This window comes from Asticcacaulis taihuensis, from assembly GCF_900100255.1.
In the GTDB taxonomy this organism is placed as follows: Bacteria; Pseudomonadota; Alphaproteobacteria; order Caulobacterales; family Caulobacteraceae; genus Asticcacaulis; species Asticcacaulis taihuensis.
Genome location: NZ_FMTS01000004.1, coordinates 82,082 through 96,424, shown reverse-complemented (window position 1 = coordinate 96,424; position 14,343 = coordinate 82,082). Strand labels below are relative to the sequence as shown.

Here is a 14,343-nt window from a genome sequence, read left to right as displayed (position 1 = left end):
ATCGGATAAAGCCATGCCTGTTAATGTTCGCCCCGCGGTTGCGAGTGACCACCGCTTTCTGGCGGAAATGATGTACGAATCCATGCTGCCGGTTGTAGGCCGGGGCATGTTTGACGCAGCCCTGGAGGGGACAGGAGTCGATCCAATCACCTTCCACGAAACCTTGCTTCTTAACGAAGCCAGCAACTGGGGGCAGATCGACAGCTTCTTCATTCTTGAAGTCGAAGACGGCACACCTGGTGGCATAATGGGGGCTTACTTCAATAACCAGTCGGACCTTCGCCCGCTGACGGCCGAGGGGTTTGAACGTGTAGCAGCGAAGCTGAACTGGTCAAAGGAGGTATCCCAGGGCTTCTGGCGAAAATACGTATCGTTTTTTGGCTTTTTCGGAACGGCGCCGCAATTGCAGCATCCGGGCGAATACATACTGGAATTCGGTGCCGTGCGCCCCGACCTGCGTGGGCGTATGCTGTATCGCCACATGGTAAAGGCGCATATCGAGCGGGCAAAAGAGCGCGGGTATAGATCCGTGGGCAGCACGGGCGTCGAAGGCAATCTCGTTGTCGAACGCGCCATGGGTCGGCTCGGCTTTGAAGTCAGGGCGCGTTTCGGGCCGGAACACTATCGCGGCATGTTTCCGGGCATGGTCCGTCTGGTCTATGATATTCCTGACGCGACATAATCCGGCCGTTCAATTGTATGAGTATTGACTCTCCGGGCCGTATCGTGATCGATAGGGCCACGGACACGCGCGGAAAGCGCGGTCGCAGGGAGTTGGATGATGTTGATATTTTCACGCCGCGCCACATTGGCGTCTGCCGCTGGACTGGCAACCACGGGCCTTGCCGGCAAGGCGTTGGCGCAGGCGGAGGCACAGGTTGGGACGCAGGTTACGGCCATCACGCCGTTTCCATTGTCGGCGGTGCGGCTGAAGCCCTCTCTCTTCCTGACCTCGATCGAAGCCAACCAGCGCTATCTGCTGTCGCTCGATCCCGATCGTTTCCTGCATAATTTCCGGCTCTATGCCGGGCTTGAGCCGAAGGGTACGCTTTATGGCGGCTGGGAAGCGCGCGGCATTGCCGGGCACAGCCTGGGGCATTACCAGTCGGCGCTGAGCCTGATGTATGCCCAGACCGGCAAGCCGGAATTTCGTGAGCGCGCGCGTTACATCACCCGCGAACTGGCCCTGGTGCAGGGCCGCAATGGTGATGGCTATGCCGGCGGCACCAATGTCGACCGGGACGGTAAGACTGTGGACGGCAAGGTCATTTTTGAGGAAATCCGTCGCGGCGATATCCGCACGCAGGGGTTCGATCTCAATGGCGGCTGGGTGCCGATCTATACCTATCACAAGGTGCTGGCCGGCACACTCGATGCCCACCATTACTGTAACGATCCGGCCTCGCTTGAGGTAGCGCTGGGCCTGGCGGATTATTTCGGACGCATTATCGAGGGCCTCACTGATGCGCAGGTCCAGGAAATCCTGCGCGCCGAGCATGGCGGCATCAATGAGTGCTTTGCCGAGCTTTACGCCCGCACCGGCAACAGGCGCTGGCTGACCCTGGCCGAGCGTATCCGCCACCGCGCCGTGCTCGACCCGCTGGCCGAGGGGCGCGATGAACTGGCCGGCAAGCACGCCAATACCCAGATACCGAAAGTCATCGGCCTGTCGCGGATTTACGAGGTGGCGCCCAGCGGCGAGCACAGACAGGACTGCGCCAAGGCCGCGCTGTTCTTCTGGGAGACGGTGACGAAGGATCACTCCTACGTCATAGGTGGCAATTCGGAATATGAGCATTTCGGCGAACCGCGCAAGCTGTCCAGACGCCTGGGCCAGCAGACCTGCGAAGCCTGCAACAGCTACAACATGCTGAAACTGACGCGCCATCTTTATGGCTGGTCGGGCGATGCGCGCTATTTCGATTTCTATGAGCGTGCCCACCTCAACCATATCATGTCGCAGCAGGACCCGCAGACGGGCATGTTCACCTATTTCACGCCTTTGGCTTCAGGGTATGGGCGCGTGCATTCCTCACCGGAAAATGACTTCTGGTGCTGCGTCGGATCAGGGATGGAAAGCCATTCCAAGCACGGCGAAAGTATCTGGTGGCGCAAGGGCAGCCGTGTGCTGGTCAATCTCTACTATGCCTCGACGCTCGACTGGGCGGAAAAGGGCGTGCGTCTCGATATGGATACGGAGTTTCCGTTGAAAGAAGCGGTCACCTTGCGCGTAAGCCAGGCCCGATCACCGTTTGAGCTGGCCCTGCGCGTGCCATCATGGTGCGCCGCCCCGAAGCTGACGGTGAATGGCAAGGCGATGGCCGTCAGCCCAAAGGATGGTTATCTGGTGCTGACATCCCTCAAGGCGGGCGATGTGGTTGGCCTGACCCTGCCGATGGCTGTCCATGCCGAGACCATGCCCGACGATGATCGGCTGGTGGCTTTTCTGAATGGGCCTCTGGTTCTGGCCGCCGATCTGGGGCCGAGCGACAAGCCGTGGGAAGGTTTTGATCCGGCGGTGGTGGCCGACAGTAACGAGGGCGTACTGATGCGGGCAGGGGAGACCTTCAGCCTGGGCGATAGCGGCCAGCCACAGAACCTGACTATCCGTCCGTTTTACGGTCAGCACCATAACCGCACAGCCGTCTATTTCCGTCGCTTCACACCGGTTGAATGGCCGCAGGCGGAGGCCGGTTATCGTGCCGCCGCGGCCGAAAAGACCGATATCTTGCGCCGTACCGTCGATTCCATACGTCTCGGCGAACAGCAACCGGAGACCGACCATGCCTTTGAAGGCACGCCCAATACGGCCGCGATTACCCATATCGCCGAGCGTGGCCGGCTGATCAATAAGGGTTATTTCCAGTTTGAACTGGCGGTCAGGCCGGGGCCGCTCGATCTGCATGTCAGCTATAACGGCAGTGACCACGACAAGGACTTCAATATCCTGGTCGATGGCCAGCTTCTGGCACATGAAACCCTGCCGGGCGAGGCCACCGTGGCGCGGACGGTGAAGACCTATCCGCTGCCGGACCTGGCCGGCAAGGACCGGATTACCGTCCGTTTCGAGGCCGCCGCCGACCAGTGGATGACGGTTTATGAATGCCGGGTGATCGTGCGGAAGACGGAGACAGCCTAGAGCGCTTTCCGAAAAGTGTGACGCACTTTTCGGAAAGCGCGTAAAAGTAACACTCTAAGCTTTGTGATAATCGGCGACACGCTCGACCTCTTCACGGGAGCCGAGCACCACGCCGACCCTCTGGTGCAGATCGTCTGGCTGGATATCGAGGATCGGATTGACGCCATCGGTCGCCAACCCGCCAGCCTGTTCGATCAGGAAGGCGATGGGGTTCGCTTCATACATCAGGCGCAGCTTGCCAATGCCTTTGCGGCTGTCGACCGGATACATGAAAATGCCGCCGCGCGTCAGCACGCGATGAACGTCACCCACCATCGAGGCTAGCCAGCGCATGTTGAAATCAGCCCCACGCACGCCTGTCTTGCCGGCCAGGCATTCGTCGATATAGCGGCGCACCGACGGCATCCAGTGGCGGTGGTTCGACATGTTGATGGCGAATTCGCGTGTGCTGGCGGGAATCGTCATGCGAGGCGTGGTCATCAGCCAGTCGCCGGTTTTCTGATCGAGCGAAAAGGCCGAAACGCCGGCGCCCAGCGTCAGGACCAGGGTGGTCTGCGGGCCGTAAATGGCATAGCCCGCCGCCAGTTGCCGACGGCCGGGTTGCAGTACGTCGGCCTCGGCGATGGGACCTTCCGGCGCTTTCAGGACGGAAAATATGGTGCCGACCACGCCATTGACATCGACATTGCTGGAGCCGTCGATCGGATCGAAGACCAGCAGGTATTCGCCGCTGATCAGCGGATAAATCTCTTCCATTTCTTCCGATACCAGGGCCGACACATGTCCGCCCCAGCGACGAGCTTCCAGCATCATGTCATTGGCGATGACGTCGAGCTTCTTCTGCATCTCGCCCTGGACATTTTCCTGTTCGAGCGCGCCGGTCAGGCCCTCGATGGCGCTGGTATTGACGGCGTGGCCGATGTCGCGGCAGGCATCGGCGACGGCCAGGATCAGTTGGCGCAGGGATTCAGGGGCGGGTTGTTCGGCAAGGAACCGGGAGAGCGGTGTCAGCATGGTATCCAGTGTGGCTTGTTATTGTTGCCGGACACCATAGCGAAATCCGCAAAACACGCCACCCCGTTTACACCGAGTGAGTGTTGTTAGGGTTAACCAATTCTCTATATTGGTGTATTCCACAAAAATAATTAACCTGTTGTTAACAATGACTGGCGGGCCGGCCGTAAACCTGATTACATCGGCCTGTAATCAGGAGCTGTCCCATGCTGGCCAGGATCAAGCGTCTCGCGCCCTATTTTCTCCTCGGCCCCGTCAGTGGTCCGCTGCTGGCCGGCATCGTGCATAATTTCCGCGGCGGTCGTCCGGTTCTGGGCACCATGTATGCTGTCCTGCTGCTTGAGTTCATCTATCTGCTGCCGGTGCTTTCCGCGAAATATATCCCCACCCTGATGCACTGATGTCATTCCGGCTTGCCGGAAACAGCGGGACAGACCAAAGTTCTCTCTCTGATTCTTTCCGGGGAGATGGGTATGGCTTTGCGTGATGTGACCGGTGCGGTCGATTTCGGCCACCTTGAAGCCTATACGCTGAATGACGCTGTGGTGATGGAGGAAGTCCTGCGCATCTTCCAGCAGCAGTGCGAACTGTGGTCGCCGCTTTTGACTACTGCGCATGATGGCTGGCGCGATGCTGCCCACACCATCAAGGGGGCGGCGGCTGGTGTCGGCGCGGGCCTGCTGGCGGCGGCTGCCGAGGCGGCCGAGCGCGGGGATGCCGAAGGGGCCGATCTGCGTCTGGACAAGGTGCGTTCGGCCATGAATGCCGCCCAGCACGATGTGGCGGCCTATCTTCACGAACTGCAACTGAGATCCCTGCGCGGTTAAGCAGAACTGACGCAAGCGGCCGGTTTTTATGGCTTGGCATTTGGGGGGCGGCTCTTTAAACGCTCAGCTCAGACCCTATCTTTCAGTGAAACCAGAGAGCCGGCATGAGCGACGAAGAGCTGCATATCATCTGTACCGACCGTGAAGGCGTGGTTCATACCCTGCCCGCGCTCGAAGGCTGGCGTATCATGGAAATCATCCGTGACAACGGCCTGCCGATCAAGGCCGAGTGCGGCGGTTGCCTGGAATGCGCCACCTGTCATGTTTATGTCGCCGATACGTGGCAGGAGAAACTGGTGCCGAAATCCGACGAGGAGGACGAGAAACTCGACGAAGCCTTCAATGTGAAGCGCAATTCGCGTCTCTCCTGCCAGATTCTGATGCGCGACGATTTAAACGGACTTGAGGTCACCCTGGCTCCGGAAGCGGATTAAGCGGCGGAGCAGGTTGCGGCCACAGATATAAGAGGCAATCCATGCGTTTGAAAACCCTGCTGGCGTCTTTGCTGATCGGTTCAGCCCTGGTTGGTACGGTGGCTGCGGGCGCGGCCTGGGCCTGGGGGTCTTCGGGGCATCGCATGATCGGCGAGATGGCGCTGAAATCGCTGCCGGACTATATGCCGGCCTTCCTGCGCACGCCTCAAGCTATCAGTGATGTCGGCGAATATGCCCGTGAGCCCGACCGCTGGCGTGGCGCCGGCAAGGTTCACGACAATGACCGCGATGTTGCTCACTTCATCGACCTGGATGATGACGGCAACACCCTGGCCGGAGTCTCGCTCGATAACCTGCTCGCCAACCGCTCGGACTACGAAGCGGCCTTACGTGCGAAAGGCGTCGAGCCCTACAAGGCCGGCTATCTGCCCTATGCCACGGTCGACGCCTGGCAGCAGGTGGTCAAGGACATGGCTTTCTGGCGTGTCCTGACCTATGTCGAGGCGCGCGAAACCGACCGGACGAAGAAAGCCTGGTACAGGGCCGATCTCGCCCGCCGTGAAGACCTGACCCTGCGCGACATCGGCATATTGGCGCATTATGTCGGCGATTCGACCAATCCTATGCACCTCAGCATCCACTATAATGGTTGGGGCGATTTCCCTAATCCGAACGGTTTTACGATGGAGAAGGTCCATTCGCCGCTCGAAGGTGTCTATGTTCACGACACCGTTAGGGAAGACGACATCGCGGCTGCCATGGGCGACTATGTGCCCTGCACGGCGCCGATCATGACCTGCGTCACCGGCCGCTTCAAGCCGAGCTTTGCCAAGGTGATCCCGATGTACCAGATGGAAAAGGACGGTGGCTTCACGGCCGGCGACCCGCGCGGCAAGGCCTTCATGGTCGAGCGCCTGGGGCGTGGTGCCGGCGACCTGCGGGACGCGCTGCTGGATGCCTGGCGTGAGTCCAAGACCATGCAGGTGGGTTACAAGGCCGGCAGCTATGATGATTTTGTCGGCGGCCGGATCGCCGATCCGTGGGAAGTGCTGTATGGCGACGATTAATCAGTACGGCACGCGCCGCGAAGGTCTGGATTACCTGCCGCGCACCGGCGGCTACGGCATCCTGACGATCAATGGCAAGATCGCCTGCGCGCGTATTGGTTATGGCCCCTACAGCTATGACTTTCCCGGCGGCGCCACCGATGCCGGCGAAACGCCGGAACAGGCGGTGGTGCGCGAGTTCGGCGAGGAGGTCGGGCTGGTAGTCGAGGTCGTCCGGCCGATCGCCAATCTGAACCACTACATCATTCACGAAAACGGCACGCCCTATAACAACCACAGCCACTTCTTCGAGATGCGGCTGATTGGCGAGGACGCGACCCTTAAGGTTGAGGCGGATCATGAACTGGTCTGGCTCGATCCGATGGTTGTGATGACGCACCTGAAGCATGAGGGCTATGCCTGGCCGCTGGCCATGTGGTTGCGCAGTCAATCGATTTAATTGAACGATTTTATAAATTTAATTCATTGGATCGAATAAAGGTGACGATCTAATACGGGCTGTCAGACACACTGAAAGCCTGCCCAATGACCGATCTTGCCGCCAAATTACCTGCCCGCCTGCCGGAAGTTTTTCCGGGCCTTATGATCGCCGCCCTGATCGGGGCCGTTGCGTTCGGACTTCACCAGTTGCCGCATATGAACGCGGTGTCGCCGGCTATTCTGGCGGCGGTCATCGGCCTGTTCCTGGCCCATGCGGTGAAGCTGCCGGACCGTGCGGAGGCCGGCATCGCCTTTTCCTCGCGCAGCCTGTTGCGCTGGGCAGTGGCCCTGCTGGGTCTTCAGGTCAGTTTCGGCCAGATCGTGGCGATCGGCTGGACAGGGTTTGTCATTGTCGCCGCCGGGCTGGCGGTCAGTTTCTTGACGATCCGCGCGGTGGGGCGGGCGCTCGGCGTGGCGCCGAAACTGGCCGAACTGATCGCCGCCGGCACCAGTATCTGCGGTGCATCGGCGGTGGCGGGCGTCAATGCGGTGACCGGGGCGGAGGACGAGGATGTCGCCTATGCCGTGGCCATGGTGACCCTGTTCGGTACGGCCGCGATGCTGCTCTATCCGCTGATCGATCATTGGCTGATGCTGGATGCCCGCTGCTATGGCCTGTGGGCCGGGGCGTCGATCCATGAGGTGGCGCAGGTGGTCGGCGCCACGGCACAGGTCGGCCCGGCGGCCACGCAATCGGGCGCCATTGCCAAGCTGACGCGCGTCCTGATGCTGGCGCCCCTGGTCATGACCCTGCGTTTCGGACGGCGCAAGGCCGAAGCCGGAAATACGGGCGCCGCTGTGCCGCTGTTCGTCATCGGCTTCCTGGCCCTGGTGGTGATCAACAGCCTGATCGTCCTGCCGCACGAATTGACGGCCCTGGCCGGGCAGGTGTCGGGCTTCCTGCTGGCCGTGGCGCTGGGGGCGATGGGCCTGAAGACCCATATCAATGGCCTGAAAGCCAGGGGCTGGGCGCCGCTGGCGCTCGGCGCGTTCGGCACGGTGTTCATCTCGCTTTTTACGCTGGGACTTACCCTGGCTTTCGCCTAGAGACTGTTGCAAATGCGTGAGGCTGGCCTACAACGAGCTACTTTCTGCGCTTCCGGTGCTCACGTACTTAAGTACGCTGCGCGCCGGTTCTCGAAATCAGCCCGTTTCGCCTCAGCCTGACGCATTTTCAAAACAGTCTCTTAAATCTGACAGATGACCCTGGAGCAGCTTCGCATCTTTATCGCCGTCGCCGAACGCGAGCACCTGACCCGCGCCTCGGAAGCGCTAAACCTGACGCAGTCGGCGGTCAGTTCGGCGATCGCGGCGCTTGAGGCTCGTTATGGCACGAAGCTTTTCGACCGCATCGGGCGCGGCATTGCGTTGACCGAAGCTGGCCGGCTGTTCCTGCCGGAAGCACGGGCGGTTCTGGCGCGGGTGCGGGCGGCCGAGCAGACTCTTCATGACGCGACGGGTGGCCTGCGCGGAACACTTAATCTGGCCGCCAGCCAAACGGTCGCCAATTTCTGGCTGCCGGAGCGCCTGGCGCGGTTTCATGCCGCCTGTCCCGGCCTGACCCTGGCACTTACGATCGGCAATACCGACCGGGCGGCGGCGAAGGTTTTGAGCGGCGAGGCCGATATTGCCATGGTGGAAGGACAGGTGGATGATCCGCGGCTGGCGGTCACGCCGCTTGACGGCGACCGGCTTGTGCTGATCGCGCCAATGGGCCTCAACCTGCCGCAATCCCTGACGCCGGCGGACTGGGCCGGATTGCGCTTTATCGTCCGCGAACCGGGATCGGGCACACGGCATATCCTGGAAGACCATCTGGCCGCGATGGGATTAAGGCTCAATGCCGGTAATTTGGTCATGGAACTGCCGTCGAACGAAGCGGTGCGCGGCGTGGTCGAGGCCGGACTGGGGGTATCGCTGCAATCCGAACTGGTGGCGCAGCGAGCGATCCGCTCAGGTTTGTTGCAGGGGGTGGATATCGGCCTGTCGCCGCGATCCTTTTACCTGCTTCGGCTGAAGGAACGCAGCGGTACGCGTGCTGAGCAGGCGTTCATGGATATCTGCAAAAGTTAAGGCTGGCGGCGCAGGATGAACTCGTCGTCAAGCGTCTGGCCGACAGGGAACTGGTATTCGCCCACCCGCTCGAAGCCGTAAGACCGGTAAAGCGCCTGCGCCTTGTGGTTCTCGCTCCATACGCCGATCCACTGCGGCGCATCGCCATAGGTCTCGCCCAGCCAGTTCAGGGCAATGGCCATCAGCATCCGACCCAGGCCCTTGCCTTGCTGGCTGGAATGGACATAGAGGCGCTTCAGTTCGCCGGCACGGGCCGGATCGGCATCGGGGTGGGGCAGGCCGACCGGTCCGCATTGCAGATAGGCCACGGCGTCATCGCCGTCATAGACAATGCGCCAGAACTGCGCCGGATCGGCGGTTTCCGCCGCCAGCTTTTCAGGCGCGTAGGATTTTTCCAGAAAGGCGCTGAGGTCTTCCGGCGGATAGAGGGGACCGAACGTCTCGGTAAAGGTATCCCTCGCCAATTGCGACAGGGCGGGGATGTGGTGGGGTTCGACGGGCAGGATGCGCATGAGCGTGTGATAGCCTGTGTGCGCGGCCTAAGCAAGAAACCCCACCACCATCCGGCTTCGCCTAAAGGCTACCCCGGACGGTCCCCCTCCCCAACACAGGTGGGGAGGTATAGTTTAGAATGCCGACTTGCTGGCTTCCAGGAAGGCGCGCAGGGGCTCCGGCTTGCGGCCGGTAAGGGTTTCGACATCGTCAGTCAGAATATCGAAGCCGCCTTCGCGGGTGGTGGTGTCGAAGGAGACCAGCATAGGGATAATCGCTTCTGGAACGCCCGCCGCCTTCATGCCGCCGGCCAGTTGCGCGTCGGTCAGGTCGACGACTGCCAGCGGCTTGCCGATGACTTCCGAGGCCAGGGCGGCGATCTGTTTCGTGGTCAGAAGTTCAGGGCCGGTCAGGGTGAGAATCTGGTTGGCCGAGGACCTGCTCAGGGCCGCCGCCGCTGAACGGGCGACATCTGCGTGGGAGACATGGGATATCTTGCCATCGCCGGCGGAGGTATAGAGCGTGCCTGAGGCAAAGGCGCCCGGCAGGGTCATCAGCAGGTTTTCCTGATACCAGGCGTCGCGCAGGATCGTGTAGGGACGGCCAGTGGCAATGATCGCCTGTTCGGTGCCGGCATGATCGGGGGCGAAGGTGACGGCGGAGCCTTCCGGTTTCGGCATGGAGGTATAGACGATTTCGGCGCCGGCCTCGGCGGCGGCTTTTACGGCATTCAGATGCTGCCTGAGGCGCTGGCCGGTGCCGAGGGAATCGGTCGAAATGATCAGGACGCGGTCGACACCTTTGAAGGCGGCGGCAAGCGAAGCGGGATCGTCGAAGTCGGCGGTGCGGGTTTCCGCGCCTTTGGCGGCCAGATCGGCGATCTTCGCGGTGTCGCGCGAAGCGGCGATGATATGGTCCCGGCCAGCTTCGAGCAGAAGCTGGGTGACATGACGGCCGAGCTTGCCATTGGCGCCCGTAACGAGAAGATTGGACATGATGGTTCCTTTATGATATTTGGTTACTAAATGAGACCATGTGTAAAATAATAGCTTATTGCCGCCTGTAAAGGCGGCAGGTTTTCGGGAGATAGTTACCTTGAAGGAACCAGTAATCACGCCTGCGCTGCGTCAGGCCATGCAGGCCGTCATGGTTCAGGTCGAGGGCCGGGTAGACAGCAGCAAGTGTCCGATACGCGATGTGATGGATCATATCGGCGACAAGTGGTCGAGCCTGCTGATGGTGGCCCTGGGCACCCGGCCGCACCGCTTCGGCGAGTTGAAACGCGCCGTGCCGGATATCTCGCAGCGGATGCTGACCCAGACCCTGCGCGATCTGCAACGCGACGGCCTGGTCAGCCGGCATGTCTTCCCGACCCAGCCGCCTTCGGTCGAATACCGCCTGACGCCGTTGGGCGAATCGATGATGCCGCCCTTGATGGGCCTGATGAAATGGGCGGCCGATCACCACGCGCAGATACGGGAGGCCCGGTCTGATTTCGCCGAGGCGCAGGCAGAACTGGCCTGACCTTATCCGTTTGGCGCGACAACAGACGCTTTACGCGGGCTTGGACTTCCACGACCTCCAACCTAATTGAAAAATTATTCCCGCTGTAATTGACTGATTTCAAGACAGTTTCAGCGAGAGGCCCAGTGAGAGAGGCGGAGACGACAAGCCCGGTTATCAAGACCGGCATAGCAGCATTTGACGATATTCTAGGCGGTGGCCTGACGGCCAACCGGGTCTATCTGCTGCATGGAACACCCGGATCGGGCAAGACAACCCTGTCCTTGCAGTTCCTGCTTGAAGGTGTGCGGCAGGGCGAAAAGGTGCTCTATGTCACCCTGTCCGAAACCCGCATGGAACTGATGGCGGTGGCGAAATCGCACGGCATGGTGCTCGATGAGGTTGAGATTTTCGAGCTGATCGCCGAGGAGCAGGATCTCGATCCGGACAACCAGTACACCATGTTCCAGCCGTCGGAAGTGGAGCTGAGCGTTACCACGCGGCGTATCCAGGATGAGGTTGAGCGCATCAAGCCGAAGCGGGTGGTGATCGACTCCCTGTCGGAGGTCAAGCTGCTGGCCCAGAGCGCTTTGCGGTTTCGCCGCCAGGTCCTGGCGCTCAAGCAGTTTTTCGTCGGGCGGGATTGCACGGTGCTGTTTCTCGATGACAAGACGGCGCGCGGCGAAGACGATCTGCAACTGGAAAGCATCGCCCACGGTGTCATCAGTCTTGAACAGCTATCCCCTGATTACGGCGCCGAACGCCGGCGCTTGAGCATTACCAAACTGCGCGGTCAGCGATATCGCGGCGGTTATCACGACTTCAGCATCCAGCGCGGCGGCCTTGTCGTCTATCCGCGCATCATCGCCAGCGAACATCTCAAGCGCAATGATGTGACCGTCATGCGCAGCGGCATACCTGAAATGGACGCGCTTCTGGGCGGTGGACTGACATCGGGCACCAGTGTGCTCTTGCTGGGGCCGGCGGGGATCGGCAAGTCCAGCCTCGGGGTCCAGTATGCCGCCGAAGCGGCACGCCGCGGCCTGGCCAGCATCCTGTTCTCCTTCGACGAACGCCTCGAAACCCTGTTCCAGCGCGCCGAGGGCATCGGCATTCCGTTGCGCACCTATGTCGACCAGAAGCTGATTGAGGTGCGCGCCATCGACCCGGCGGAAATGTCACCCGGTGAGTTCGCGGACAAGGTGCGTAAGGCGGCCGAAGGCGAAAATGGCAAGCCGGTCAAGATCGTGGTGATCGACAGCCTCAATGGCTATCTCAACGCCATGCCGGAAGAGCGTTTTCTGACCGCCCAGCTTCATGAGCTTCTGACCTATCTCGGTCACCTCGGCATCATCACTTTCCTGGTGGTGGCACAGCACGGCCTGCTTGGCAATGCGATGCAGACCGTGATCGATACCAGTTACCTGGCCGATACGGTCATTCTCTTCCGCTATTTCGAGACCAGGGGCGAGGTCAGGCAACTCATCTCTGTCGTCAAGAAACGCAACGGCCGGCATGAACGTTCCATCCGTGAATTTTCCCTCACCGAGTCAGGAATCCGCATTGGCGAGCCCTTGCGCAGGTTCCATGGCCTGCTGACGGGCACGCCGTTCTCGATGAAATCCGCCGAGCCCCTGACTGTGCAAAACAGCACGATTGAGGAATAGGGGCGTGACGGAAGAGGCCGAAAGCCGCGTTCTGATTCTGCCCCCGACCGCGCGAGACGGCGCCATTACGGCGGACCTGCTCGGCAGGGAAGGGGTAAGCGCCCTGATCTGCCGCGATATCATTCAGTTATGCGCCGAGATGCAGGCCGGTGCCGCGGCCTTGATTCTGGCCCAGGAATATGTGCTGGCCGACCGGGGGAAACGCCTCCAGGACACACTGGAAAAGCAGGAGGACTGGTCGGACATCCCCATTATCCTGCTGACCCCGCCGGGGCAGGATTCGCAGTCTATCCTGAAGGAACTGGAAGCCATAGGGCACATGACCCTGATCAAGCGGCCAGTGCAACTCAGCAATTTCATGTCGACCATCCGGTCGGCCCTGCGTGACCGGGACAGGCAATACGGCATCCGCGATTTCCTGCAGGAGCGGACGCGGCAGGCGGACATCATGAAGGTGGCGACGGAAAAAGCCAATGCCGCCAATGTTGCGAAGTCGGAATTTCTCGCCAATATGAGCCACGAAATCCGCACGCCGATGAACGCCATACTTGGGCTTTCGACCATACTGGCGCGCAGTTCGCCCCTGACCGCCAACCAGCGTAAATATATCGAAACCCTGTCGACCTCCGGCGAAAGCCTGCTGATGCTGATCAATGACCTGCTGGATATTTCCAAGATCGAGGCCAGCGGCATAGAAATCGAAACCGTGCCTTTCCGACTCGATCGCCTGCTGGAGGATATGGTCAGTGTCAGTTCCGTCAAGGCGTCGGAAAAGCACCTTAGCCTGACCGTGAATATCGATAATGTGCGCGGCAAATGGTTTGCTGGCGACCCGACGCGCATCCATCAGGTTTTGAGCAACCTGTGCTCCAACGCCATCAAGTTTACCGATAAGGGCGCGATCGTCATAGAAACCCTGCGTCCGGATGACGGCGGCGACCGGCTGTCGATTACGGTTTCCGATTCCGGCATCGGCATTGCGCCGGAAAAGCTCGAAAAGATCTTCGACAAGTTCACTCAAGCCGACAGCACCATCAGCCGCAAGTTCGGCGGCACCGGGCTTGGCCTCGCTATCAGCAAGACCCTGGCGGAACTGATGGCGGGGAGCCTGACGGTTTACAGCACGCCCGGCGCGGGCTCATGCTTCACCTTCAACCTGGCCCTGCCGGAGGTGGCGCCCGCTGAACCTGCGGCGGTGACCGAGGTCGCTTCGCCCGGCCGATCCGGGAAGGGCCGCGTCCTGCTGGTCGAGGACTATCCGCCCAATGTGCTGGTGGCGAAAACCTTCCTCGAAATGTTTGGTTATGAGGTCGACCTAGCTGTAGACGGCGCCAGCGCCGTCTACATGGCGGACAGCCTGCGCTATGCCATCATCCTGATGGATATCCAGATGCCGGAGATGGACGGGTTCGAAGCCACACGCCTCATCCGCCGGTCCGGCAGGCCCAATGCCGAAACCCCGATCATCGGCATGACGGCCCATGCGCTTGACGGTATCCGCGAAAAATGCCTGGCCGCCGGCATGAATGAATATCTTTCGAAGCCCTTTGCACCCGCCGATCTCGAAAGCCGGCTCGGCCAGTTTACGGCCCAGTCGCTTTGAAACGCAAAGTGGTAACACTTTGAATTTTTATTTTTCGAAGCCTA

15 protein-coding genes are annotated in these 14,343 nt (G+C 60.6%); 12 read left to right on the top strand and 3 right to left on the bottom strand.

Annotated features, from left to right (window positions below):
* The first annotated feature begins 13 nt into the window (after positions 1-13).
* Together BLO49_RS11430 and BLO49_RS11425 are read left to right on the top strand one after the other, a co-directional pair.
* Positions 14-682: a GNAT family protein gene (locus tag BLO49_RS11430; RefSeq protein ID WP_090648552.1), complete on the top strand. Its 669-nt coding sequence runs from the start codon at positions 14-16 to the stop codon at positions 680-682.
* Positions 683-781: 99 nt separating this feature from the next.
* Complete coding sequence (locus BLO49_RS11425; protein ID WP_090649003.1) at positions 782-3,139, top strand: glycoside hydrolase family 127 protein; 2,358 nt, start codon at positions 782-784, stop codon at positions 3,137-3,139.
* Between the two features lie 54 nt (positions 3,140-3,193).
* Here BLO49_RS11425 and BLO49_RS11420 read toward each other — a convergent pair whose 3' ends face one another.
* The gene (locus BLO49_RS11420) at positions 3,194-4,153 is read right to left on the bottom strand and encodes a class 1 fructose-bisphosphatase (protein ID WP_090648550.1); all 960 of its coding nucleotides are present in this window, start codon (positions 4,151-4,153) and stop codon (positions 3,194-3,196) included.
* A 206-nt stretch (positions 4,154-4,359) separates the two neighbouring features.
* On the opposite strand from BLO49_RS11420, the gene BLO49_RS11415 reads away from it, so the two are divergent.
* The 7 genes from BLO49_RS11415 to BLO49_RS11385 all read left to right on the top strand — a co-directional run bounded on the left by BLO49_RS11415 (position 4,360) and on the right by BLO49_RS11385 (position 9,034).
* Complete coding sequence (locus BLO49_RS11415) at positions 4,360-4,554, top strand: hypothetical protein (protein WP_090648547.1); 195 nt, start codon at positions 4,360-4,362, stop codon at positions 4,552-4,554.
* A 72-nt stretch (positions 4,555-4,626) separates the two neighbouring features.
* On the top strand, positions 4,627-4,980 hold the full coding sequence (locus tag BLO49_RS11410; protein WP_090648543.1) for an Hpt domain-containing protein: 354 nt from the start codon (positions 4,627-4,629) through the stop codon (positions 4,978-4,980).
* Between the two features lie 104 nt (positions 4,981-5,084).
* Entirely contained in the window at positions 5,085-5,414 is a 330-nt protein-coding gene (locus tag BLO49_RS11405) for a 2Fe-2S iron-sulfur cluster-binding protein (RefSeq protein WP_170828309.1), read from the top strand.
* Positions 5,415-5,455: 41 nt separating this feature from the next.
* Positions 5,456-6,481 carry a phospholipase C/P1 nuclease family protein gene (locus BLO49_RS11400; protein WP_090648541.1) on the top strand — a complete coding sequence of 342 codons (1,026 nt, stop codon included), beginning with the start codon at positions 5,456-5,458 and terminating at the stop codon, positions 6,479-6,481.
* Positions 6,468-6,920 (top strand): NUDIX domain-containing protein, encoded by a 453-nt coding sequence (locus BLO49_RS11395; protein ID WP_090648538.1) that lies wholly within the window; start codon positions 6,468-6,470, stop codon positions 6,918-6,920. The genes BLO49_RS11400 and BLO49_RS11395 overlap by 14 nt, the downstream gene beginning before the upstream one ends.
* 86 nt (positions 6,921-7,006) lie before the next feature.
* Positions 7,007-8,008: a YeiH family protein gene (locus BLO49_RS11390; RefSeq protein WP_090648535.1), complete on the top strand. Its 1,002-nt coding sequence runs from the start codon at positions 7,007-7,009 to the stop codon at positions 8,006-8,008.
* Between the two features lie 153 nt (positions 8,009-8,161).
* A complete protein-coding gene (locus tag BLO49_RS11385; protein WP_090648532.1) occupies positions 8,162-9,034 on the top strand; it encodes a LysR family transcriptional regulator in 873 nt (290 codons plus the stop codon).
* Here BLO49_RS11385 and BLO49_RS11380 read toward each other — a convergent pair.
* Both BLO49_RS11380 and BLO49_RS11375 read right to left on the bottom strand, forming a co-directional pair.
* Entirely contained in the window at positions 9,031-9,546 is a 516-nt protein-coding gene (locus BLO49_RS11380) for a GNAT family N-acetyltransferase (protein WP_090648529.1), read from the bottom strand. The two genes, BLO49_RS11385 and BLO49_RS11380, sit on opposite strands and share 4 nt — an antisense overlap.
* A 114-nt stretch (positions 9,547-9,660) precedes the next feature.
* Positions 9,661-10,521, bottom strand: a complete 861-nt coding sequence (locus BLO49_RS11375) for an SDR family oxidoreductase (RefSeq protein WP_090648527.1) — start codon at positions 10,519-10,521, stop codon at positions 9,661-9,663.
* Between the two features lie 100 nt (positions 10,522-10,621).
* Between BLO49_RS11375 and BLO49_RS11370 the strand changes: the two genes are divergently transcribed.
* The 3 genes from BLO49_RS11370 to BLO49_RS11360 all read left to right on the top strand — a co-directional run bounded on the left by BLO49_RS11370 (position 10,622) and on the right by BLO49_RS11360 (position 14,299).
* On the top strand, positions 10,622-11,050 hold the full coding sequence (locus tag BLO49_RS11370) for a winged helix-turn-helix transcriptional regulator (RefSeq protein WP_245678995.1): 429 nt from the start codon (positions 10,622-10,624) through the stop codon (positions 11,048-11,050).
* Positions 11,051-11,175: 125 nt separating this feature from the next.
* On the top strand, positions 11,176-12,696 hold the full coding sequence (locus BLO49_RS11365) for an ATPase domain-containing protein (protein ID WP_090648524.1): 1,521 nt from the start codon (positions 11,176-11,178) through the stop codon (positions 12,694-12,696).
* A 4-nt stretch (positions 12,697-12,700) separates the two neighbouring features.
* On the top strand, positions 12,701-14,299 hold the full coding sequence (locus BLO49_RS11360) for an ATP-binding protein (RefSeq protein WP_090648521.1): 1,599 nt from the start codon (positions 12,701-12,703) through the stop codon (positions 14,297-14,299).
* Positions 14,300-14,343: the final 44 nt, after the last annotated feature.

Excerpts from the sequence above, each read along its gene's own strand:
- BLO49_RS11430 (WP_090648552.1), top strand. The coding sequence starts at position 14 with ATGCCTGTTAATGTTCGCCCCGCGGTTGCGAGTGACCACCGCTTTCTG.
- BLO49_RS11425 (WP_090649003.1), top strand. The coding sequence starts at position 782 with ATGTTGATATTTTCACGCCGCGCCACATTGGCGTCTGCCGCTGGACTG.
- BLO49_RS11420 (WP_090648550.1), bottom strand. The coding sequence starts at position 4,153 with ATGCTGACACCGCTCTCCCGGTTCCTTGCCGAACAACCCGCCCCTGAA.
- BLO49_RS11415 (WP_090648547.1), top strand. The coding sequence starts at position 4,360 with ATGCTGGCCAGGATCAAGCGTCTCGCGCCCTATTTTCTCCTCGGCCCC.
- BLO49_RS11410 (WP_090648543.1), top strand. The coding sequence starts at position 4,627 with ATGGCTTTGCGTGATGTGACCGGTGCGGTCGATTTCGGCCACCTTGAA.
- BLO49_RS11405 (WP_170828309.1), top strand. The coding sequence starts at position 5,085 with ATGAGCGACGAAGAGCTGCATATCATCTGTACCGACCGTGAAGGCGTG.
- BLO49_RS11400 (WP_090648541.1), top strand. The coding sequence starts at position 5,456 with ATGCGTTTGAAAACCCTGCTGGCGTCTTTGCTGATCGGTTCAGCCCTG.
- BLO49_RS11395 (WP_090648538.1), top strand. The coding sequence starts at position 6,468 with ATGGCGACGATTAATCAGTACGGCACGCGCCGCGAAGGTCTGGATTAC.
- BLO49_RS11390 (WP_090648535.1), top strand. The coding sequence starts at position 7,007 with ATGACCGATCTTGCCGCCAAATTACCTGCCCGCCTGCCGGAAGTTTTT.
- BLO49_RS11385 (WP_090648532.1), top strand. The coding sequence starts at position 8,162 with ATGACCCTGGAGCAGCTTCGCATCTTTATCGCCGTCGCCGAACGCGAG.
- BLO49_RS11380 (WP_090648529.1), bottom strand. The coding sequence starts at position 9,546 with ATGCGCATCCTGCCCGTCGAACCCCACCACATCCCCGCCCTGTCGCAA.
- BLO49_RS11375 (WP_090648527.1), bottom strand. The coding sequence starts at position 10,521 with ATGTCCAATCTTCTCGTTACGGGCGCCAATGGCAAGCTCGGCCGTCAT.